Genomic DNA, 21,535 nt, shown 5'->3' on the forward strand with positions numbered 1-21,535 from the left:
CTCGGCAGTAATCAATTTTCTCCGGAGGCCTTGGCAGTCTCTTGGTAAATCAACAAAGGTTTGGCGCCGCTGGTAATGGTATTTTCATCGATGACGACCTTCACCACGTTCTGTTCGCTCGGCAGTTCGTACATGACGTCCAGCAAAGCGTGTTCCAGGATGGAGCGCAGGCCGCGGGCGCCGGTCTTGCGCGCCAGCGCCTTCTTGGCGATCGCATGCAGGGCGGCCGGACGAATCTCCAGTTCCGCGCCTTCCATCTCGAGCAGCTTCGAATACTGCTTGATCAGCGCATTCTTCGGCTCGACGAGGATCTGGATCAGCGCCTCTTCCGTCAATTCCGCCAGCGTGGCGATGACGGGCAGACGGCCCACCAGTTCCGGGATCAGGCCGAACTTGACCAGGTCTTCCGGTTCCGCTTGCAGCATCAGTTCGCTGGCCGAGCTTTGCGACTTGCTGCGCACGGTGGCCGAGAAACCGATACCGCTCTTTTCGGAACGGTTGGCGATCACTTTCGACAGGCCGTCGAAGGCGCCGCCGCAGATGAACATGATGTTGGTCGTGTCGATCTGCACGAAATCCTGGTTCGGATGCTTGCGGCCGCCTTGTGGCGGCACGGAAGCCATCGTGCCTTCGATGAGTTTCAGCAAGGCTTGCTGCACGCCCTCGCCCGACACGTCGCGCGTGATGGACGGATTGTCGGACTTGCGCGAAATCTTGTCGATCTCATCGATGTAAACGATGCCGCGCTGGGCTTTCTCGACGTCGTAGTTGCAGCTTTGCAGCAGCTTCTGGATGATGTTTTCCACATCCTCGCCCACATAACCGGCTTCGGTCAGCGTGGTGGCGTCGGCGATGACGAACGGCACGTTGAGCATGCGCGCCAGGGTCTGCGCCAGCAGGGTCTTGCCCGAGCCGGTAGGACCGACCAGCAAGATGTTGCTCTTGGCCAGTTCGATGTCGTCTTTCTTGCCCAGGTGCTTGAGGCGTTTGTAATGGTTGTACACCGCCACCGACAGGATGCGCTTGGCAGTCTGCTGGCCGATCACGTACTGATCGAGCAAGGCGGCAATTTCTTGCGGCGTCGGCAGGTCGGATTTGGTACCGGTCACCGTCTCGATGCTCGACGTTTCATCACGGATGATGTCGTTGCACAAGTCGATGCACTCGTCGCAAATGAACACGGACGGGCCGGCGATGAGTTTCTTCACCTCGTGCTGGCTTTTGCCGCAGAACGAGCAATACAGTAATTTTTCGCCGCTAGAGGATTTTTTGTCTGACATAAGGCATTTTGGTTGGAACTGCATTAACAATATTGCTAAATCGCAAGCCGGAGTGCGGTAGTTGCCCGCAAAGACAGCCACCCATGGCGCAAGTCAACAACGTGCACAAGCTCCATGCTACCCGAAATAAAAGCGAAACGCCCGAACGTTTGATCGCCCGGGCGTTTACTTACTTGCTTAGCAATACCGGTAGGGGCTCATCAAGCGCGGCTGGTCAACACTTTGTCGATCAAACCATACTCGACGGCCTCGTCGGCGGACATGAAACGGTCGCGGTCGGTGTCCTTGGCGATCTGTTCGATCGACTGGCCCGTGCGCTCGGCCATGATGCCGTTCAAGCGGGTACGCAGGTAAAGGATTTCCTTCGCCTGGATCTCGATGTCCGACGCCATGCCTTGCGAACCACCGGACGGCTGGTGAATCATGATGCGCGAGTTCGGCAGCGAGAAACGCTTGCCCTTGGCGCCGGCGGCCAGCAGGAAGGCACCCATCGAGGCGGCCATCCCGGTACACAGGGTCGAGACGTCCGGCTTGATGAACTGCATGGTGTCGTAGATGGCCATGCCGGCCGAGACCGAGCCACCTGGCGAGTTGATGTAGAGCGAGATTTCCTTTTCCGGATTCTCGCTCTCCAGGAACAGCAGCTGGGCGACGACCAGGTTGGCCATCTGGTCATTGACCGGGCCGACCATGAAAATCAAGCGTTCCTTCAGCAGGCGCGAGTAAATATCATACGAGCGCTCGCCGCGACCGCTTTGTTCCACCACCATCGGCACCAGGCCGAGCATCTGTGTGTCCAGCGCTGGATTACGGTTCATACCTGTCATTTCATTTCCTTGTGAAGCAGTTAGGGGATGCCGCATATACCTTACGGCAAGAGGCGGCATCCCAATACCAACTGGTTTACGCTTGTGCGTTGCTTCCCATCAGTTCGTCGAAAGCAACTGCTTTCGTCGTGACTTTCGACAGGCCCAACACGTAAGTGACGACGTTTTCTTCCAATACAAGGGCTTCGATCTCACCCAGGCGACGACGGTCGCTGTAGTAGTACTTCAGCACTTCGCGCGGATCTTCGTAGCTTTGGGCGAAATCTTCGATCTGCGCCTTGACTTGCTCAGGCGTTGCCTGCAGGTTGTTGTCGCCCACCAGTTGCGACAGGATCAGGCCCAGACGTACGCGACGCTCGGCTTTTTCCGCGAACAGTTCTGCTGGGAAAGGCACGTCCTTGACGTTCATGCCGCGCTGCGCCATGTCCTGGCGGGTCATTTCGGCCAGGCGCTCGGAATCCTGAGCGATCAGCGTTTTTGGCACTTCCAGCTCAGCAACTTTGATCAGCGCGTCCATGACGGCTTCCTTGTTGCGCGCTTTTACGCGGCCAGCGACTTCGCGCTGCAGGTTGACTTTGATGTCTTCGCGCATTTTGGCCAGGTCGCCATCGGCAACGCCCAGGGACTTTGCGAATTCGGCATCGACTTCCGGCAGGTGCGCCCATTCCAGCTTTTGCAGCGTGATGGTGAACGAGGCGGTTTTGCCGGCCACGTCCTTGCCATGGTAGTCCTCAGGGAACGACAGCGGGAAAGTCTTCGATTCGCCCACTTTCAGGCCCAGGGTCGCTGCTTCGAATTCTGGCAGCATGCGGCCTTCGCCCAGCACGAAAGCGTAGCCTTCAGCTTTGCCGCCTGGGAACTCAACGCCGTCGATCGAGCCGACGAAGTCGACGGTCACGCGGTCGCCGTTGGCAGCGATCGGCTCACCGCCGTCGCCGTGTTCGCCAGCTTCGCCCTTGGTGTGGAAGTGCACGCGCTGCTTGCGCAGGATGTCGATGGTCTTGTCGATTTCGGCTTCCGAGACGTCGGCTTGCACGGTTTCGATTTCAACGCCGGCCAGGTCGCCGATGACGACTTCCGGGTACACTTCGAAGGTGGCGTCGAAAGCCAGCTGGCCTTCCGCGGCGTCGTCTTTCGACACGATGTTCGGGTAACCGGCGACGCGCAGGTTGTTTTCGTTGGCGGCGTCGTTGAACGCGCGGCCGACTTTGTCATTCAGCACTTCGGATTCGATTTGGTAGCCGTATTGTGCTGCGACCATTTTCAACGGCACTTTGCCCGGACGGAAGCCCGGTGCCTTAGCCGTACGGGCTTGCACTTTCAGGCGCTTCTCAACTTCCGTGCGGACGTCCGTCAGCGGGAAGGAGATCGTGATACGACGTTCGAGTTTGCCCAAGGTTTCGACTGCAGTTGCCATGTAAAAAATCGTCCAAAAAATAAGATACTGTTGGTGCGAGAAAAGAAGACCCGACCCCTTGCGCCATTAATGACGACAAGACATGGGTCCAGCTTCACTCGCTCGCATATTCATCTGTAACGTACTGCAAGCAGGATGATGGACCTGGTCTACCCGGCATGGAACAAGCCACCAGGCACCAAACAATCCGCCGCTTCCAATACTGCGACAGGGCTCCGAGCGTCCAGCCATGCTTCAAGGTAATCGCAGGGCCGGCCATCATTCGGTAAAGCGTGGCATTATAACAAAGGACTTCGGAGAAGTGGCTGGCTTTGCGGCCCGGCCACAGGGGATGCCAGCGGCGGCGAACGAGTCGCCACAGCCTGGGTCTGCCCTGTCTTTACTCTTGCCCCGGCATACTTCATTTCGCCAGAGACAGGCTTTCCAGCCTGCTTCGTTCATTAGTATATGCGAACTGTCGCTCCGTCCGAAACAAAGAAATGCGCTGACAGCGAAGTTTTCGGGCAAAAAACCATTGATTTGCCTCAATTTGGCCATTTTTCAGGCAAAACCCCGGCGGCGCCCTGTCCTGCCCGGGCATTTCAGGCGAAAAACAGCACGGGCGCAGGCGTGCCGGATAGCGGCTACGGGCGTAAATCTGTCGAAAATAAAGGGCCGGGCCGGCGCTGCCGGCGGCGCGGCGGCGCATATGGCGCATGAAGAAACATGAGAACAACTCGATGGTGCTGCACCCGCGGGCTGGAGCAGCCCGGGCTGGTGCGGATGGGGAGACTCGAACTCCCAAGCCGAAGCACTGGCTTCTAAGACCAGCGTGTCTACCAATTCCACCACATCCGCATATTTGTACGCAGCTTGTACATACCACTTGACTGCTGCCCCCGATTTTAACAACTCGGGAGCATTCTGGCTACCTTGGACTTGCACTGCAAGCCGGCGGTAAAGCAAAGGCGGCATTCTACTGGATTTCCCAGAGGAATGCCGCCTTTTTTATGCCGCTAGTTTACTGCCGCATCCTAGCCCGCTTTTGCGCTCGCCGGCTCCGGCTTCCTGACCCGGAACCAGGCCGCGTACAGGGCCGGCAGGAACAGCAGGGTCAAGGCCGTCGCCAGGATCAGGCCGCCCATGATGGCGACGGCCATCGGCCCCCAGAACACGGAGCGCGACAGCGGTATCATCGCCAGCGCGGCGGCGGCGGCCGTCAGCACGATGGGGCGGCAGCGGCGCACGGCCGAGTCGATGATGGCGTCCCACGGCGCCGAGCCATCCTTGATGTCTTGCTCGATCTGGTCGACAAGGATCACCGAGTTGCGGATGATCATGCCGAACAGCGCGATGATGCCCAGGTTGGCCACGAAACCGAGGGGCCGGCCCAGCGCCAGCAGGGCAAATGCGGCGCCCGCCACGCCCAGCGGCCCCGTCAGGAACACCAGCAAGGCGCGCGAGAAGCTGTGCAGCTGCAGCATCAGCAAGGTGAAGATGATGAAGATGGCCAGCGGCAAGTTGGCCGCGATCGACGCTTCCGCTTCGCCGCTGTCGGCCGCCACGCCCTTCACGGTGATGCGGTAGCCGGCCGGCAGCTTGGCGCGCAAGGCGTCCAGCTGCGGCGCCAGCTGCGTCGACACGGTGGCGCCCTGAATGCCGTCGACCACGTCCGACTGCACGGTAATGGCCCATTCGCGCTTGTCGCGCCAGACGACGCCCGGCTCCCACACGAAGTGCGCGCGGGCCAGCTGCGAAATCGGCACGGACTTGCCCGTTGCCGTCGGGATATTCGTGTCATTCAACACGGAAATCGTCGCCCGCTCTTCCAGCGGCTGGCGCACCTGGATGTCGATCAGCTTGTTGTCTTCGCGGAACTGGCCGATGACCGTGCCCGACAGGATGGTATTGGCCGCCTGCATCACCGTTTTCGAGGTGACGCCCAGCGCGCGCATCTTGTCCTGGTCCAGGTCCAGGCGCAGCACCTTCACCGATTCATTCCAGTTGTCGTTCACGCCCAGCGTGTTCGGGTTGGCGCGCAGGATGTCCTTGACCTGGTCGGCGATGGCGCGCACGCCCTCCACTTCCGGCCCCGTGACGCGGAATTGCACGGGATACGGCACCGGCGGTCCGTTCGGCAAGAGTTTCACGCGGCCCCGCACTTCCGGGAAGTCTTTCTTGAAGACATCGACGATTTGCTGGCGCAAGCGTTCGCGGTCAGCCAGGCTCTTCGGCAAGACCACCACTTGCGAGACGTTGGTCTGCGGGAAGATCTGGTCGAGCGGCAGATAGAAACGGGGACTGCCGGTACCCACGTAGCTGGTCACGCTTTCCACGCCGTCGAGCTTGCCAACGAAGGCTTCGAATTTCTTGACCTGCTTTTCATTCGCGGCAAACGTCGTGCCTTCGGGCGACCACAGCTCCACCATCAGTTCCGGCCGGCTGGAATCGGGGAAGAATTGCTTCTCGATGAAATTGAAGCCATAGATGCCCAGCGCGAAGATGGCCAGGGTGGCGGCGATCGTCGTCTTGCGCCATTCCACGCACCAGGTGACGGCGCGGCGGAAGCGGCGGAAATTCGGCGTATCGAACAATTCATGGTCGTCATGCGCGTGCGGCTTGACCTTGAGCAAGATGTAGCCGATGTATGGCGTGAAGACGACGGCCACCACCCAGGAAATGATCAGGGCCAGCGCATTGACGGAGAACAAGGAAAACGTGTATTCGCCCGCGGCCGACTTGGCCAGGCCGATGGGCAGGAAACCCGCCACCGTGATCAGGGTGCCCGTCAACATGGGCATGGCCGTCGACGTGTAGGCGAACGTGGCCGCGTCGAAGCGGGAAAAGCCCTCTTCCATCTTGCGCACCATCATCTCGACGGCGATGATGGCGTCATCGACCAGCAAGCCCAGCGCGATGATCAGGGCGCCCAGTGAAATCTTGTGCAAGTCGATGTCGAGCATGCGCATGCACAGGAAGGTGACGGCCAGCACCAGCGGGATGGTCAGCGCCACCACCAGGCCCGGCCGCACGTCGATGCGCAGCGGCTTGGTGTGCAAGCCCAGCGCGACGAAGCTGACGGCCAGCACGATCAGGATGGCTTCGATCAGGGTATGCACGAACTCGCCCACGGAGGCCGACACGGCTTCCGGCTGGTTCGACACGCGCTGCAGCTCTATGCCGACCGGCAACTCGCTCTTCATGCGCGCCACCGTCTTTTGCAGGGCCTTGCCCATGTCGATGATGTTGCCGCCCTTTTCCATCGACACGCCCAGGCCGATCACTTCCTTGCCGTTGAAGCGCATCTTGTCCTTCGGCGGATCGACGAATTCGCGCCTGACCGTGGCGAAATCACCGAGGCGGAAGGTGGTGCCGTTGGCGCGCAGCTCGAGGTTTTCCAGGTCCTTGACGGTCACCATGGCGCCCGTCACGCGTACTTGCAGGTTGTCCGTCGGCGTCACCAGCACGCCGGTGGCGTTGATCGAGTTTTGCTCGGACAGTTGCTGCACGATGGCCGAGAAAGGAATGCCCAGCTGGGCAAATTTCTTGTGGGAAAAGATAATATTGATCTTTTCATCTTGCACGCCGAATAGTTCCACCTTCGACACCTGCCCCACGGCCAGCAGTTCCTGGCGCACCTTGTCCGCGTAATCCTTCATTTCCGCATAGGTGAAACCGTCGCCGGAGAGGGCGAAGATGGAGCCGTAGGTGTCGCCGAACTCGTCATTGAAGAACGGTCCCACGACGCCGGCCGGCAAGGTGCCCTGGATGTCGCCGATCTTCTTGCGCACCTGGTACCAGGCGGCCGCCGTTTCCTTGGGCGGCGCCGATTCGCGCAATTCCAGCAGGATCAAGGTCTCGCCAGGCTTCGAATAGCTGGTGATTTCGTCGATATACGGCGTTTCCTGCAGCTTCTTTTCCAGCTTGTCCGTGACTTGCTCGGCCATCTGCAGGGCCGTCGCGCCCGGCCAGTACGCTTGCAGCACCATGGCGCGGAAGGTGAATGGCGGGTCCTCGTCCTGGCCCAGGCTGGCGTAGCTGAGCATGCCGCCGATCAGCAGCACGGCCATCAGGTAGCGCGTCAGCGGAATGTGTTCGAGCGCCCAGCGCGACAGATTGAAGCCGCCCTTCATTTGGCGGCCCCGACTGTAATGGCGCTGGCGGACGCGGCTGCCGGCGCGGCCGTTTCCGCGCCCAGGATCGTGACTTTCTGGCCTGGTTTCAGCAGGTTGACGCCGGCCGTGACCACCGTCTGCCCCGCTTTCACGCCCGAGCTCAGCAGCAATTCATTGCCGGCCACGCCACCGACCGTCACCGGCACCAGTTTCACGGCGCCGTTCTCCACCACCCACACGGAGCTTTGCGATTTCTCATTGAACAGGGCCGTCAGCGGCACCTTGATCTGCGGCGTGGCCGTCTGCGAGGCGAACTGCACCACGGCCGTCATGCCCAGCCGCGCTTGCGGCGCGTCGGGGATGCTGACCTTGGCCACGTAAGTACGCGTGGCGGGATCGGCCACGGGCGACACTTCGCGGATCTTTCCTGGCAGCGCCTGCTTCGGGTCGGCCCACAGCCGCACGACGACATCCTTGACCTGGCGCAAGGTATCGACCTTGTCTTCCGGAATGCCGATCACGACTTCCTTCTCGCCGGACTTCGCCACCACCACCACGGGCGTGCCGGGCGCCACCACCTGCCCCACTTCCGCCTCGATGCGCGTGACGACGCCATCGACATCGGCGACCAGGCTGGCATAGCCGGACTGGTTGGCCTGGCCACGGTAGGCGGCCTGGGCCGCTTCCACATTCGATTGCGCCGCCTTGTAGCTGGCATCCTTGCTATCGAGCACGGCCTGGCTGACGAAGTTTTTCTCGCGCAAGTCCTTGTAGCGCTTCAGCTCGGCGCGTGCCAGGTCGCGGTTCGTTTCCGCGCTGACCAGCGCCGCCTTCGCCTGCGCCTGCGATAATTGCAGGTCGACGGGGTCGAGCTGCATCAGCAGCTGCCCCTTTTTCACCACGGCGCCCACGTCGACCTTGCGCGCGACGATCTTGCCGCCCACGCGGAAACCCAGCTGCGACGCCACGCGGGGCACGACCTCGCCCGCCAGCTCCGCATTCACATCGATATTGGTACTAGACAACACAATCGCGCGCACGGGGCGCACGTCCTCCACCTTGGCCGCAGGCTTGGAACAGGCCGCCATGGTCATGGCAAGGGCCGCGGCGGCGATCAGGCGCAGGGCGGGAAGAGCTGGCGCGCCGGTCTCGCGGCGCAGGGTTTTCAGGGCAAACAAGGTATTTTCCTTTACTATGCGGGCTGTTAGATTTTTACGTGAGGAAACTTTTCGCTTGGCGGCTGGCTCGAACGAAATTTTTTCGCACGCGATATCCTTAAATTTGTGACAATATCAGCTTGGTCATGGCGGAGGCTTAGGCACCGTTAATGACTTTCTGGTTAGTAATTATAATCGCGGCCAAAAGTTTTTAGTGACTTTTGCGTCATTAATCTTGAGATGTACAACGTCCGGCAAAACCGCGGGTTTGGACGGCGTTCGACATCACTGCAAGACTAGAGAAGTGTGTTCATGCCTGTAGATCATTACGAAAATTTTCCTGTAGCATCATTTTTACTGCCGCGCCGCCTGGTGCCCGCCGTCGAAGCCATCTATGCCTTCGCCCGCAGCGCCGACGACCTGGCCGATGAGGGCGACGCCACGCCGGCCGAGCGCCTGGACGCCCTGCACGCCTATGTAGCGGCGCTGGCCCGGATCGAGCGCCAGGAAAGCCACACGGGCGAAAGCGCGGCCATCTTCGAGCGCCTGGCCACCATCATCGCCAAATTCCAGCTGCCAATGAAACCGTTTTACGATTTATTGTCGGCCTTCAAACAGGATGTGGAAACGACGCGCTACGCCAGCTACGAGGATGTCCTCGACTATTGCGCCCGCTCCGCCAATCCCGTCGGCCTGTTGATGTTGCACCTTTATGGGGCGGCCGATGAAGAGAATGTACGCGATTCCGACGCGATATGTTCAGCTTTGCAACTAATTAATTTCTTGCAAGACGTTGCCATCGACCAGCAAAAGGAGCGCATCTACCTGCCGATGGAAGATCTGACCCGCTTCGCCGTCTCGCCGGCCGCCTTCGAGCGCCCCGAGGCGCACGGCAAGTGGAGCGCCCTGATGCGCTTTGAAGTGGCGCGCACGCGGGCCCTGATGCTGTCCGGCGCGCCGCTGGCCCTGCGCCTGCGCGGGCGCATCGGCTGGGAACTGCGCCTCGTGGTGCAAGGCGGCTTGCGCATCCTCGAGTGCATCGAGGCCGTCAATTACGACGTCTTCCGGCGCCGGCCGAAGCTGGAGAAGCGCGACTGGCTGATCATCTTCTGGCGCGCCTTGCGCATGTCGCGCAAAAGCCTGCGTCAAGAGACGCAAGTAAAAACGGCTTTTCCCCCGTCGCCCACTCTGTAAGACGATAGAATAGCGGCTTCGATCTGCAACCCTTGCTCTTTTGACTATGTCTCCCGACGAATACTGCCAACAAAAGGCCGCCCAGAGCGGCTCCAGCTTCTACTACAGCTTCCTGTTCCTGCCGGCCGAACGCCGCAAGGCCATCACGGCCCTGTACGCCTTCTGCCGCGAAGTCGACGACACGGTCGATGAATGCACGGACGAAGCCGTGGCACGCACCAAGCTGGTCTGGTGGCGCAAGGAAGTCAAGGCCATGTACGAGGGCAACCCGACGCATCCCGTGATGCGCGCGCTGCAGCCGCACCTGGCCATCTACACGCTGGAAGAAAAGCATTTGCAGGCCATCATCGACGGCATGGAAATGGATTTGAACCAGACCCGCTACCTCGACTACCAGGCCATGAGCCGCTATTGCTGGCACGTGGCCAGCGTGGTCGGCATCTTGTCGGCCAGCATCTTTGGCGCGACCCGCCCGGAAACCCTGCTGTATGCGGAAAAACTGGGCCACGCCTTCCAGTTGACCAACATCATCCGCGACGTGGGCGAAGATGCGCGCAAGGGGCGCATCTATTTGCCGATCAGCGAGTTGCAGCAATTTAACGTGACGGCGGCCGACCTGCTGAACGCGCGCCACAGCGACAACTTTGAAAACCTCATGCGTTTCCAGGTGGCGCGCGCGCAGAAAGCGTATGACGAGGCGTTCGCGCTGCTGCCGGCCGAAGACCGCCGCGCCCAGCGCCCGGGCCTGATCATGGCCGCCATCTACCGCACCCTGCTCAATGAAGTCGAGCGCGACGGTTATCACGTGTTGAAACAGCGCATCTCGCTCACGCCGATCCGCAAACTGTGGCTGGCCTGGAAGACCTGGGTCCGTGGCTGAGCATAGCGTGAAGCAACGCTACGCCGTCATCGGCGGCGGCTGGGCTGGTTGCGCGGCCGCCATGGAACTGACGCGCGCCGGCCATGCCGTCACCGTGTTCGAAGCGGCCCGCACGCTGGGCGGCCGCGCGCGCCGCGTCGAGAAGGACAATGCCGTACTCGACAATGGCCAGCACATCCTGCTCGGTGCCTACACGGAAACCTTGCGCCTGATCAAGCTGGCGGGCCAGGATCCACGCGAACTGATCCTCACCCTGCCCCTGCAGATGCGCTATCCGCCCGGCGCGGGCGGCATGGATTTCATCGCGCCGCGCCTGCCCGCGCCGCTGCACCTGGCGTGGGCCTTGCTGCGCGCCAAAGGCTTGCAGCGCGCCGACAAGCTGTCGCTGATGCGCTTTTCCACCGCCATGCGCTGGATGGGCTGGCAACTGTATAACGATTGCACGGTCAGCGAACTGCTGCAGCGCTTCGACCAGACGGACACCTTGTGCCGGCTGATGTGGCACCCGCTGTGCCTGGCCGCGCTGAATACCCCGCCCGGGCGGGCCTCGGCCCGCGTCTTCATCAACGTGCTGCGCGACAGCCTGGGCGCGCGCCGCCGCAGCGCCTCCGACATGCTGATCCCGAAGGCGGACCTGAGCGCCGTGCTGCCCGACGCGGCCGCCCGCTACGTGGAACGGCATGGCGGCACCGTCAAGCTGGGCGCCAAGGTGGACGCCATACAAGCGCTGCCCGACGGCCGCTGGCAACTCGACGAGGCGGCCAGCTTCGACGGCGTCATCGTCGCCACCTCGTCGGTACAGGCGGCCGCCCTGCTGCAAGGCGTGCACGATGCGCGCCTGGACACCGTAATTAGCCAGATGCAAGCGTTCACGCCGGAAGCCATCAGCACCTGCTACCTGCAGTACGACGCCGGCGTGCGCCTGGACTTGCCGTTTTACGCGCTCGCCGATGCGCCGGACAGCCAGCACTGGGGCCAGTTCGTCTTCGACCGGGGCCAGCTCGACAGCAGCCAGGCGGGCTTGCTGGCCGTCGTCATCAGCGCTTCAGGCGATGCCGCAGAGCAAGGCCATGCGCCGTTGGCGCAAGCCATCGCCGCCCAGCTGGCGCAGGTGCTGCAGCGTCCGGCGCTGGCGCAGCCGCTGTGGAGCCAGCTGATCACGGAAAAGCGCGCCACCTTTGCCTGCACGCCGGACCTGGCGCGTCCCGGCAACGCCAGCGGCCTGCCAGGCCTGGTGCTGGCCGGCGATTACACGGCCAATGACGACCGGACGCAAGACTATCCGGCCACCATCGAAGCGGCCGTGCGCAGCGGCGTGGCGGCGGCGCTGGCCGTCCGCGCCGGCAGCCAGACGGGGCGGACGCCAAAGTAGACTTGACGGTGCATCCCTCCCTGGTGTCGCTGGACCCCGTGAAATTGCATTCTGTCGCACCGCGCTGGTGCACCCGCGTGCGCTTGGGTACAGTCCGACCATAGCCAACCACCATGCCACGAGGAAGACCATGCACACCACCCTGCACTTGAAAACCAGCTTGAAAGCCGTGGCGCTGCTGGCGGGCGTGGTGCTGGCCATGCTGCTCGTCATGGACGGACAGCAAGTACAACAGGCGCAAGCAGCACCGCTGCCGCTGAGCCAGGCAAGCATGCTGCTGCCGGCACTCGGCTGATACGCGCCACGCAACGGACATGACAACCATGAATAAACAAGATTATCTCGAGGCGCTGCGGCGCGCACTGGCAGGCTTGCCACCGGACCTGGCGGCCAAGACGCTCGACTATTACGAACAGACCTTCATCGAAGGCGCGGCGGCCGGCCGCAGCGAGCAGGAAATCGCCGACGACCTCGGCGATCCGAAGAAGATCGCCCTGACCTTGCGCACCAGCACCCACCGCCAGGCCTTCGAACAGAAGAAGACGCCCGTCAACCTGCTGCGCCTGCTCATCTCGCTGATCGGCCTGGCCATCTTCAACCTGTTCATGGTGGTGCCCGCCGCCGTCTACGCGGCCCTGCTGGCCACCCTGTATGCCGTCGGCCTGAGCTTTTACCTGGCCGGTATCGCCATCACGGCCAGCGGCTTGTCGGGCGCCAACGAACTGGTGCTCGACGGCCCGCTGCGCCACATCTTCATCCACGACGACGATGGCGGCGACGGCGACGACAGGCGCGAGACGCGCATCATCATCGGCGACACGGGCATCGAGGTGGACCACGTGCCCGGTCCCGTGCAGCGCGAGCCGGGCGAGACCGAGGCGCAAAATACCTCGTCGCGCATGATGGAGCGGGCCGAAGCGCTGGCCGGCAGCGGCATCCGCATCTCGACCGACATGGACCGCGATGCGCGCACCACGCAAACCGTGTTCGGCGTTGGCATGTTGCTCGGCGGCATAGTCATTTTCCTGCTCAGCCTGGTAGTAACGCGCTATACCTTGATCGGCCTCAAACGCTATATCGCCATGAATATTTCCCTGCTCAAAGGTCACTAAGAAAGGCTGTCATGAAACGCTTACTCAAAGTCGGTCTGAGCATGTTCCTGCTGGCCCTGGTCCTGATCGCCATGTCGTATGCGGCGCTGCGCGCCAAGGGCATCAGCAGCCCCAGCAGCGCCGCCGGCCGCGCCGTGCGCAGCGAAACGCGCCCCATCCCCGCCGATATCACCAGCATCGACCTGGCGGGTCCCATCGACCTCGTGCTGCGCCGCGGCGCCACGCCATCGCTGAAGGTGAGCGGCGAGCAGCGCCTGCTGTCGAATGTCGACACGACGGCCGACGGCACGACCCTGCATATCGGCCCGAAAGGCATGCTGTTCCACCATCGCCAGCCGCTGCAGGTGGAACTGGTGCTGCCGGCCCTCGTCCGCGTGGAAGTGCACGGCAACGGCGACAGCCGGATCACGGGCTTTTCCGGCGACAGTTTCATCCTGGAATTAACGGGTTCGGGCGACGTCAGCTTCACGGGCCGCTACAAGCAGGTGCAAGCGACCGTCAACGGCAGCGGCGACCTCGACATCAATGGCGGCAACAGCGACAGCGTGGTGCTGGAAATGGTGGGTTCGGGGCGCATCGCCGCCAGCGGCAATACCAAGTTCCTGCGCGCCGACCTGAGCGGCTCGGGCGATATCGACGCCGAGCACCTGGCCGCCGACAAGGCCAGCGTCAGCCTGCAAGGCTCGGGCCAGAGCACGATCTTCGTGCGCGACGCCGCCAACCTGAGCCTGCGCGGCAGCGGCGACATCCACGTCTACGGCAACCCGCGCCAGCGCGATGCGCAAAAGAGCGGCTCAGGCGACATCATCTGGCATTGATGTTGACAGCCGCGCCTCAGGCGCGGCGCTCTTCCAGCCACGTCACCGCCTGCTCGCCGGCCGCCTTGCCTTGCGCCAGGCAGGCCGTCAGCAGGTAGCCGCCCGTCGGCGCTTCCCAGTCCAGCATTTCCCCCGCCACGAACACGCCCGGCATGGCGCGCAGCATGCTGCCGTCCACGCCGTCGAATGCCACGCCGCCGGCGCTGCTGATGGCTTCATCGATGGGGCGCGGGCGCCGCAAGGTGACGGGCAGCAGTTTGATGGCGGCCGCCAGCCTGGCTTCGTCGGCAAAGTCGGCCGCGCTCAGGCATTCGCGCAGCAAGCCCGATTTCACGCCCTTTATTCCCAGCCGGCTTTGCAGGTGGCTGGACATCGAACGGGCGCCGCGCGGGCGCGTCACTTCCTCGAACACGCGCGCATGGCTGTGGTCGGGCACCAGGTCGAGCCAGATGGTGGTGCTGCCCTCGGCCGCGATCTGCTCGCGCAGGGCGGCCGACAGCGCGTAGATCAGGCTGCCCTCGACGCCGCCCGCCGTGATGACGAACTGCCCCTGGCGCTTGATCGTCAAGCCATCGATGTCGCGCGCCGTGACGGCCACCGTGGCCAGGTGTTCGCCCGCATGACGGCTGCTGAAATGCCCGCTCCAGTCCACGTCGAAGCCGCAATTGGCCGGCGCCAGAGGCGCCACGGCCACGCCCTGCCCTTGCAGCAGCGGCACCCAGGCGCCGTCCGAACCCAGGCGCGCCCAGCTGCCGCCGCCGAGCGCCAGGATCACGGCGTCAAAGGTGAAGCGGCGCTCGCCGTCCGGCGTGGCAAACGCCAGCTGGCCGTCCTGCCAGCCCGTCCAGCGGTGGCGCATGTGAAATTGCACGCCCGCTTCGCGCAGGCGGTGCAGCCAGGCGCGCAACAGCGGCGCGGCCTTCATATCGGTGGGGAAGACGCGGTTCGACGAGCCGACAAAGGTCTCCACGCCCAGGCCGTGCACCCAGTCGCGCACTTTTTGCGGGCCGAACTGGTCCAGTGCCGGTTTCACGCGCTGCGCCTGTCTGCCGTAGCGCGAGACGAAGGGCTGGTAGCCTTCCGCATGCGTGATGTTCATGCCGCCGCGCCCTGCCAGCAGGAATTTGCGGCCGACGGACGGCATGGCGTCGAACAGCTCCACCCTGCCCCCCCGCTCGGACGCCGCCTGGGCGGCCATCAGGCCGGCGGGACCGCCGCCGATGATGGCGATGTGGAAGGGAGGAAGGCTGGAGTTGGACATGGCAGGCTGGGAAACGGTGAAAACCCCGGCATTTTAGTCGAGATTGACGGTGTTCAGGCTGCCCGATGACGATCGAGCCCAAAAATGAGGCATACTGCTAGCGCATGCTGCAACGATCAGCAGTTTCATATCACCAGACGACGAGACACGAGAGGAGAAACACATGGGCGCAGGATTCTGGATTTCCCGCTATTTGCTGGCCAGCTCGATTTTATTCATCATCCTGATGGTGGTCGAGTACAGCAAGGGCACGACCAGCCAGGCCGATATCCTGAGCGCGCTGGCCTGGTCGCTGGTGGCGTCGGCCATCTTCATCGGTTCGAAGTACTGGCGCTACAAGAAAGCCGTCGCGTGTGCGACGTGCAGCGACGCCACGGGCGGCAAGCCGAAAAACAAGGCCTCATAAGACAATGGCCGCTCCAGGGAGCGGCCACTTTCAAGGCGCCGGCATCAGCCGCCCGTCACGGGCGGGAAGAACGCCACCTCGTCGCCATCCGATACGGGCGTATCGGCATCGCACATCACCTGGTTGTGCGCCATACGCAGCGAACGCGCCTGCGCCAGCGCATATTCCCAGTTGCCGCCACGGGCGATCAGCTGGGCGCGCACGTCGCCCACGGTACGCAGCGGCGCGGCCCCCTCTTCCACCACCAGCACTTCCTGGGCCGTACCCACCAGCTCGCGCACGCTGGCGAAAAATCGCAGATTGATCTTCATCAAGACTTCCTTAGTACAGCAATTCGTTAAACGGGATAAAGCGCAGCATGTCGCCGCGCGCGATGGACAGTCCCGGCGGGCAGTCGATCAAGCCGTCGCCCCACACGGTGGAGGTCAGCACGCCCGAACTCTGATTGGCGAACAGTTCCAGCGCGCCGTCGTCCGTCACTTTGGCGCGCAGGAATTCATTGCGCCTGTCCGCCTTCAGGCGCTCGAAATTGGCCGGCAGGCGGTAGCTGCGCGGCGCCACACTGCCTTCCACGCCCTGCAGGCGCAGGATGAAGGGGCGCACGAACAGCAGGAAGGTGACGAAGCTGGAAACGGGATTGCCGGGCAAGCCGACAAAGAACGCGTCCTTCACTTCGCCGAAGGCCAGCGGCTTGCCCGGTTTGACGGCGATCTGCCACATGTTCAGCCGCCCTTCCGCTTCCACGGCCGGCTTGATATGGTCTTCCTCGCCCACGGATACGCCGCCCGAGGTGATGATCAGATCATTGCCCTCGGCCGCCTGGCGCAGCACGGCGCGCGTCGCTTCCAGGCTGTCGGGCACGATGCCCAGGTCCGTGATCTCGCAGCCGAGGTTTTCCAGCAGGCCGCGCAAGGTAAACCGGTTCGAGTTGTAGACGGCGCCCGGCGCCAGCGGCTCGCCGGGCATGGCCAGTTCGTCGCCGGTGAAAAACACGGCCACGCGCAGCTTGCGCAGCACGGGCAGCTGCGCCAGGCCCACCGAGGCGGCCAGGCCCATTTCCTGGCTGCGCAAGCGCCGGCCGGCGCCGAGGATCACGCCGCCGGCGCGGATATCCTCGCCCTGGCGGCGCACCCATTCGCCCGCCTGCGGCACGTGGTTCACCGTCACCACGCCGTCCGTCACCGTGCACTGTTCCTGCATCACGACGCAGTCGGCGCCGTCCGGGATCAGGGCGCCCGTGAAGATGCGCGCCGCCGTCCCCGGCTGCAGGGGCTGGCCCACGTGGCCGGCCGCGATGCGCTGCGACACGGGCAGGCTGGCCGCGCCGCTGGCGCAGTCCTGCGCGCGCACGGCATAGCCATCCATCTGCGTGTTGTCGCGCTCGGGCACGTTCAGGGTCGAGGTCTGCTGCGCCGCCAGCACGCGGCCGTTGGCGCGCATGGTGTCGACCTGCTCCACCTGCGTCACGGGGCGCGCCGCGCCCAGCATGAAGGCTTGCGCCTCGGCCACCGACAGCATGGGCTTGCGTTCTGCAGTAGGAGCGCTCATCACAGGCCCGTGTTGGCGGCGATATACGCCTTCATTTTTTCCACGTCGGCACCCATCACGACGAACTTTTGCGGCAAGTCCTCGATGTTCTCGAAGCCGGCCGGGCGCTCCGCATCCACGCCCAGCGCTTCGAGGATGGTTTCGTTGAACTTGGCCGCCAGCGCCGTTTCCAGCACGATCATCGGCACATTGGGCTCCAGGTGCTCGCGCGCCACCTTGATGCCGTCGGCCGTGTGCGTGTCGATGGTGATGCCGTAGTCGTCGGCGACGTCGCGGATGGTGTCGAGACGGTCCTGGTGCGTGGACTTGCCCGACTTGAAGCCGTAGTTGGCCACCAGCTTGAATTCGTCGCCGTCGCTGCCAGGCTTGCCGGACAAGTCGAAGCCGCCATGCGTTTCCACTTTCGTGAACAGGGCGCGCACGCGGTCGCTGTCGCGGCCCACGAGGTCGTAGACGAAACGCTCGAAGTTGGACGCTTTCGAGATATCCATCGACGGGCTGCTGGTATGGTAGGTTTCGGCGGACTTGCGCACGCGGTACACGCCCGTGCGGAAGAATTCGTCGAGCACGTCGTTTTCATTGGTGGCGGCCACCAGTTTCGAGATGGGCAAGCCCATCATGCGGGCGATATGGCCGGCGCAGATATTGCCGAAGTTGCCCGATGGCACCGTAAACGACACTTTCTGTTCGTTGCTGGTGGTGGCCGCCAGGTAGCCGCGGAAGTAGTACACGACCTGCGCCACGACGCGCGCCCAGTTGATGGAGTTGACGGTGCCGATCTTCTGCTTCGCCTTGAACGGCAGGTCGTTCGACACGGCCTTCACCATGTCCTGGCAGTCGTCGAACACGCCTTCGACGGCGATGTTGTAGATGTTCGGGTCTTGCAGGCTGAACATCTGCGCCGTCTGGAAGGCGCTCATTTTCTTGTGCGGCGACAGCATGAAGACGCGGATGCCCTTCTTGCCGCGCATCGCGTATTCGGCCGCGCTGCCCGTGTCGCCCGAGGTGGCGCCGAAGATATTGAGTTCGGCGTCGTGCTTGGCCAGCGTATATTCGAACAGGTTGCCCAGCAGCTGCATGGCCATGTCCTTGAAGGCCAGGGTCGGGCCGTTCGACAGCGCTTGCAGGATCAGGGTGGTCTGGCCGCCCTTGACGACGTTTTCTTCGAGCACGCGCAGCGGCGTGATGTCGGCCGCGTTTTCGCCGGCGCGGGCGTTCTTGTAGACTGCCTTGGTATAGGTTTTCGCCGTCAGTGCCTTCAGGTCCGCGGCCGGGATATCGGTGGCGAACTTCTTCAGGATTTCGCAGGCCAGATCGGCATACGACAATGTGCGCCAGGCGTTGAGCTCGGTACCAGTGACTTGCGGGTAGTGTTCAGGGAGATACAGTCCGCCATCGGGGGCCAGGCCGCCCAGGAGGATGTCGGAGAATTGCTGCAAAGATGATTGTTGCGACTGCAATGGCGCTGTATCAGCGCGGGTAGACACGTAATGCATAGATTTGAAGAGTCCAGTTGAGCTGAGAGCGGTTGATCATGAATGGCAGCGGATATTATAGTGCCAGCCGCCGTCCAAGGCGAATCGCGTGGCGCGGACCAGGGCAGGATGTGACAATTGGAGAGCCTGACTATTATCAAACAGGCCATAATGGCATGAGATCAAGCCAGGCGAACATGGCCGGCGTACGCACTGGCGCGCGCCGCCGATTTGCGCCACACTGTGCTTTCTGCCCTGTACCGTGCCAATGATGGAATCGAGAACCATGGAGTCGAAAACCGGCCATGCCGATCAGTAAAAAACCGTACCTGCAAAGCGCCGCGCTGCGCCCTGACGCCGTCGTCGACCTGGACCGCTATCCGTTCACCATCCCCGCCATCCGCGATTTCGTGCACATCGATTTCCACCGCGACGTGACGTTTTTCGTCGGCGAGAATGGCAGCGGCAAGTCGACCATGCTCGAAGCGCTGGCCGTGGCGCTGGGCTTCGGCAAGGATGGCGGCACGCGCAGCGTGCGCATTGCGCAGGAATCAGACCAGGAATCGGGCCTGCACGCGCATCTGCGCCTGAGCAAGAGCTACAAGAAACCGGACGACAGCTATTTTCTGCGCGCCGAGAGCTTTTTCAATGTCGCCACGTATATGGACGACATGCCCGAATACCTGGGCAGCTATGGCGGCAAGTCGCTGCACGCGCAGTCGCACGGCGAAGCCTTCATGGCCACCCTGATCAACAAGTTGCGGGGCAAGGGACTGTATCTGCTGGACGAACCGGAGGCTGCCCTGTCGCCGAGCCGCCAGCTGGCGGCTTTATCGGTGATCCACCAGCTGGTGCAGGACGATTCGCAGCTGATCATCGCCACCCACTCGCCCATCCTGCTGGCCTACCCGCACGCGAAGATCCTGATGTTTACGGGCGGCGGCATCCACGAAGTGGCATATGAAGACACCGAGCACTTCGCCGTGACGCGCGATTTCCTGAATAATTATCCAAGAAGGCTGGAGCAGCTGTTCGAGGAAGAGTGAGGGTGATGGCTTGCTGCCGTGGTGATGTCGGCTTACGCGCTTTGCGCTAAGCCGACCTACGCGATGTTAAAGAGTCGCATGGGACGTCGCGGCGACGCGATGGACAATGTCGGCTTACGCCCTGCGGGCTAAGCCGACCTACGTACACTACGCCGACCGTGGCGTATCGTAGGTCGGATTAGCGCTCCGCGCGTAATCCGACACTACCAGCAACACATCAGCAAGCCGCATGATTCACCGTGATCACGTGGACCGCCAGGCCGCCCAGCGACGTTTCCTTGTACTTGTCCTGCATGTCCGCGCCCGTCTGGCGCATGGTTTCGATGACTTCGTCGAGGCTGACGAAATGCGTGCCGTCGCCCTTCAGCGCCAGCGAGGCGGCCGTGATGGCTTTCACGGCGCCCATGCCGTTGCGCTCGATGCACGGAATCTGCACCAGGCCGCCGATCGGGTCGCACGTCATGCCCAGGTGGTGTTCGATGCCGATTTCGGCCGCGTTCTCGATCTGTTCATTCGTGCCGCCCAGTGCCGCCACCAGGCCGGCCGCCGCCATGGCGCACGCCACGCCCACTTCGCCCTGGCAGCCCACTTCGGCGCCCGAGATCGAGGCATTGCGCTTGCACAGCATGCCGATGGCAGCCGCCGTCAGCATGAAACGGCGCACGCCGCCCACCGGATCGCTGGGGCGGCAGTCCTGCGCGTAGTAGCGCAGCACGGCCGGGATGATGCCGGCGGCACCGTTGGTCGGCGCCGTGACGACACGCCCGCCGGCCGCGTTTTCCTCGTTGACGGCCATCGCGTACAGGCTGACCAGGTGCACGGCGTCGTGCGGCAAGTCGTTGGCGCGGTTGTCCGACGCCTTGGCGTCCTGTGCCAGCCGCCATAATTTGGCGGCGCGGCGCTTCACGTTCAAGCCGCCCGGCAGGTTGCCCGTCGTTTCCAGGCCGTGCGCGATGCAGTCGCGCATGACGTGCCAGATGCGGTCCAGGCCTTCATTGAGCTCCGCGTCGCTGCGCTTGACGCATTCGTTCGCGCGCAGCATTTCGGGGATCGACAGGCCGCTTTCCACGCCATGCGCCAGCAGCTGCTCCATGGTGTCGAAAGGGAAGACGACGCGCGCGGAAGCGGCCGATTCCACTGCCGCTTCGGCCTGCGCTTCGCCGGCCTCGCGGATAAAACCGCCGCCGATCGAGTAATACACCTTGTCGACGCGGCTGCCGTCCGCCAGTTTCAAGGTAAACAACATGCCGTTCGGATGCTCGGGCAGCGACTCGCTCTTGTGCCAGATCAGGCCCGTGGCCGCCGTAAACGGCACCACGTGCGTGCCCAGCAGCGCGATTTCACCGGCCGCCTCGATGGCGGCCAGCTTGCTGTCGACGGCATCGGGCGCCACGTGCTGCGGCGTTTCCCCCATCAGGCCGAGAATGACGGCCTTGTCCGTGGCATGGCCCACGCCCGTCAGCGCCAGCGAGCCATACAGGGCCGCTTCGACGCCCACCACCTGGTCCAGCGGACCGTATTCGACCAGAAAACGCCGCGCCGCCACCATCGGCCCCACCGTGTGGGAACTCGACGGCCCGATGCCGATTTTAAACAGGTCAAATACGCTCATGTCCATATAGTGTCTCTTTGCTTGTGTTTTAGTTAT

At 63.0% G+C, this 21,535-nt stretch carries 18 protein-coding genes and 1 tRNA gene; 8 read left to right on the forward strand and 11 right to left on the reverse strand.

The window, feature by feature from the left end:
- Positions 1-11: 11 nt before the first annotated feature.
- The 6 genes from clpX to O0880_RS13195 all read right to left on the reverse strand — a co-directional run bounded on the left by clpX (position 12) and on the right by O0880_RS13195 (position 8,796).
- Positions 12-1,280, reverse strand: a complete 1,269-nt coding sequence (gene clpX, locus O0880_RS13170) for an ATP-dependent Clp protease ATP-binding subunit ClpX (RefSeq protein ID WP_010398446.1) — start codon at positions 1,278-1,280, stop codon at positions 12-14.
- Between the two features lie 200 nt (positions 1,281-1,480).
- Positions 1,481-2,107, reverse strand: coding sequence for an ATP-dependent Clp endopeptidase proteolytic subunit ClpP (clpP, locus tag O0880_RS13175; protein WP_035818544.1), 627 nt, complete (start codon positions 2,105-2,107; stop codon positions 1,481-1,483).
- 76 nt (positions 2,108-2,183) lie between these two features.
- A complete protein-coding gene (gene tig / locus O0880_RS13180; protein ID WP_071323760.1) occupies positions 2,184-3,524 on the reverse strand; it encodes a trigger factor in 1,341 nt (446 codons plus the stop codon).
- A 754-nt stretch (positions 3,525-4,278) separates the two neighbouring features.
- Positions 4,279-4,361, reverse strand: a tRNA-Leu gene (locus tag O0880_RS13185).
- Between the two features lie 176 nt (positions 4,362-4,537).
- Complete coding sequence (locus O0880_RS13190; protein ID WP_289886850.1) at positions 4,538-7,636, reverse strand: efflux RND transporter permease subunit; 3,099 nt, start codon at positions 7,634-7,636, stop codon at positions 4,538-4,540.
- Complete coding sequence (locus tag O0880_RS13195) at positions 7,633-8,796, reverse strand: efflux RND transporter periplasmic adaptor subunit (protein WP_289886852.1); 1,164 nt, start codon at positions 8,794-8,796, stop codon at positions 7,633-7,635. The genes O0880_RS13190 and O0880_RS13195 overlap by 4 nt, the downstream gene beginning before the upstream one ends.
- Before the next feature lie 291 nt (positions 8,797-9,087).
- On the opposite strand from O0880_RS13195, the gene hpnC reads away from it, so the two are divergent.
- The 6 genes from hpnC (at position 9,088) to O0880_RS13225 (ending at position 14,151) form a co-directional block, all read left to right on the forward strand.
- Entirely contained in the window at positions 9,088-9,969 is an 882-nt protein-coding gene (hpnC, locus tag O0880_RS13200; RefSeq protein WP_289886853.1) for a squalene synthase HpnC, read from the forward strand.
- A 46-nt stretch (positions 9,970-10,015) separates the two neighbouring features.
- The gene (hpnD, locus tag O0880_RS13205; RefSeq protein WP_071323763.1) at positions 10,016-10,849 is read left to right on the forward strand and encodes a presqualene diphosphate synthase HpnD; all 834 of its coding nucleotides are present in this window, start codon (positions 10,016-10,018) and stop codon (positions 10,847-10,849) included.
- A gap of 7 nt (positions 10,850-10,856) precedes the next feature.
- Positions 10,857-12,221: a hydroxysqualene dehydroxylase HpnE gene (gene hpnE / locus O0880_RS13210; RefSeq protein ID WP_289886854.1), complete on the forward strand. Its 1,365-nt coding sequence runs from the start codon at positions 10,857-10,859 to the stop codon at positions 12,219-12,221.
- Between the two features lie 130 nt (positions 12,222-12,351).
- Positions 12,352-12,516 (forward strand): hypothetical protein, encoded by a 165-nt coding sequence (locus tag O0880_RS13215; protein WP_156894820.1) that lies wholly within the window; start codon positions 12,352-12,354, stop codon positions 12,514-12,516.
- Between the two features lie 28 nt (positions 12,517-12,544).
- Positions 12,545-13,333, forward strand: coding sequence for a DUF1700 domain-containing protein (locus O0880_RS13220; protein ID WP_289886855.1), 789 nt, complete (start codon positions 12,545-12,547; stop codon positions 13,331-13,333).
- An 11-nt stretch (positions 13,334-13,344) separates the two neighbouring features.
- Positions 13,345-14,151, forward strand: a complete 807-nt coding sequence (locus tag O0880_RS13225; protein WP_071323766.1) for a head GIN domain-containing protein — start codon at positions 13,345-13,347, stop codon at positions 14,149-14,151.
- Between the two features lie 16 nt (positions 14,152-14,167).
- Here O0880_RS13225 and O0880_RS13230 read toward each other — a convergent pair whose 3' ends face one another.
- Positions 14,168-15,412: a TIGR03862 family flavoprotein gene (locus O0880_RS13230; RefSeq protein WP_289886856.1), complete on the reverse strand. Its 1,245-nt coding sequence runs from the start codon at positions 15,410-15,412 to the stop codon at positions 14,168-14,170.
- A 163-nt stretch (positions 15,413-15,575) separates the two neighbouring features.
- On the opposite strand from O0880_RS13230, the gene O0880_RS13235 reads away from it, so the two are divergent.
- Entirely contained in the window at positions 15,576-15,818 is a 243-nt protein-coding gene (locus O0880_RS13235) for a hypothetical protein (RefSeq protein WP_071323768.1), read from the forward strand.
- Between the two features lie 44 nt (positions 15,819-15,862).
- Here the strand turns inward: O0880_RS13235 and moaD are convergent, their stop codons facing one another.
- From moaD to thrC, 3 genes are read right to left on the reverse strand one after another with little or no spacing between them, the layout of a single operon-like run.
- Positions 15,863-16,129, reverse strand: a complete 267-nt coding sequence (moaD, locus tag O0880_RS13240) for a molybdopterin converting factor subunit 1 (RefSeq protein WP_289886857.1) — start codon at positions 16,127-16,129, stop codon at positions 15,863-15,865.
- A gap of 10 nt (positions 16,130-16,139) precedes the next feature.
- Positions 16,140-17,366, reverse strand: coding sequence for a gephyrin-like molybdotransferase Glp (glp, locus tag O0880_RS13245; RefSeq protein ID WP_289886858.1), 1,227 nt, complete (start codon positions 17,364-17,366; stop codon positions 16,140-16,142).
- A complete protein-coding gene (thrC, locus tag O0880_RS13250; RefSeq protein ID WP_289886859.1) occupies positions 17,366-18,862 on the reverse strand; it encodes a threonine synthase in 1,497 nt (498 codons plus the stop codon). The genes glp and thrC overlap by 1 nt, the downstream gene beginning before the upstream one ends.
- A gap of 284 nt (positions 18,863-19,146) precedes the next feature.
- Between thrC and O0880_RS13255 the strand changes: the two genes are divergently transcribed.
- Positions 19,147-19,887, forward strand: coding sequence for an AAA family ATPase (locus O0880_RS13255; RefSeq protein ID WP_289886860.1), 741 nt, complete (start codon positions 19,147-19,149; stop codon positions 19,885-19,887).
- A gap of 217 nt (positions 19,888-20,104) precedes the next feature.
- On the opposite strand, the gene O0880_RS13260 is transcribed toward O0880_RS13255, so the two are convergent.
- Positions 20,105-21,505 (reverse strand): L-serine ammonia-lyase, encoded by a 1,401-nt coding sequence (locus O0880_RS13260; RefSeq protein WP_071323773.1) that lies wholly within the window; start codon positions 21,503-21,505, stop codon positions 20,105-20,107.
- Between the last annotated feature and the right edge of the window lie 30 nt (positions 21,506-21,535).

It is taken from the genome of Janthinobacterium sp. SUN118, from assembly GCF_030397695.1.
Taxonomy (GTDB): domain Bacteria; phylum Pseudomonadota; class Gammaproteobacteria; order Burkholderiales; family Burkholderiaceae_D; genus Janthinobacterium.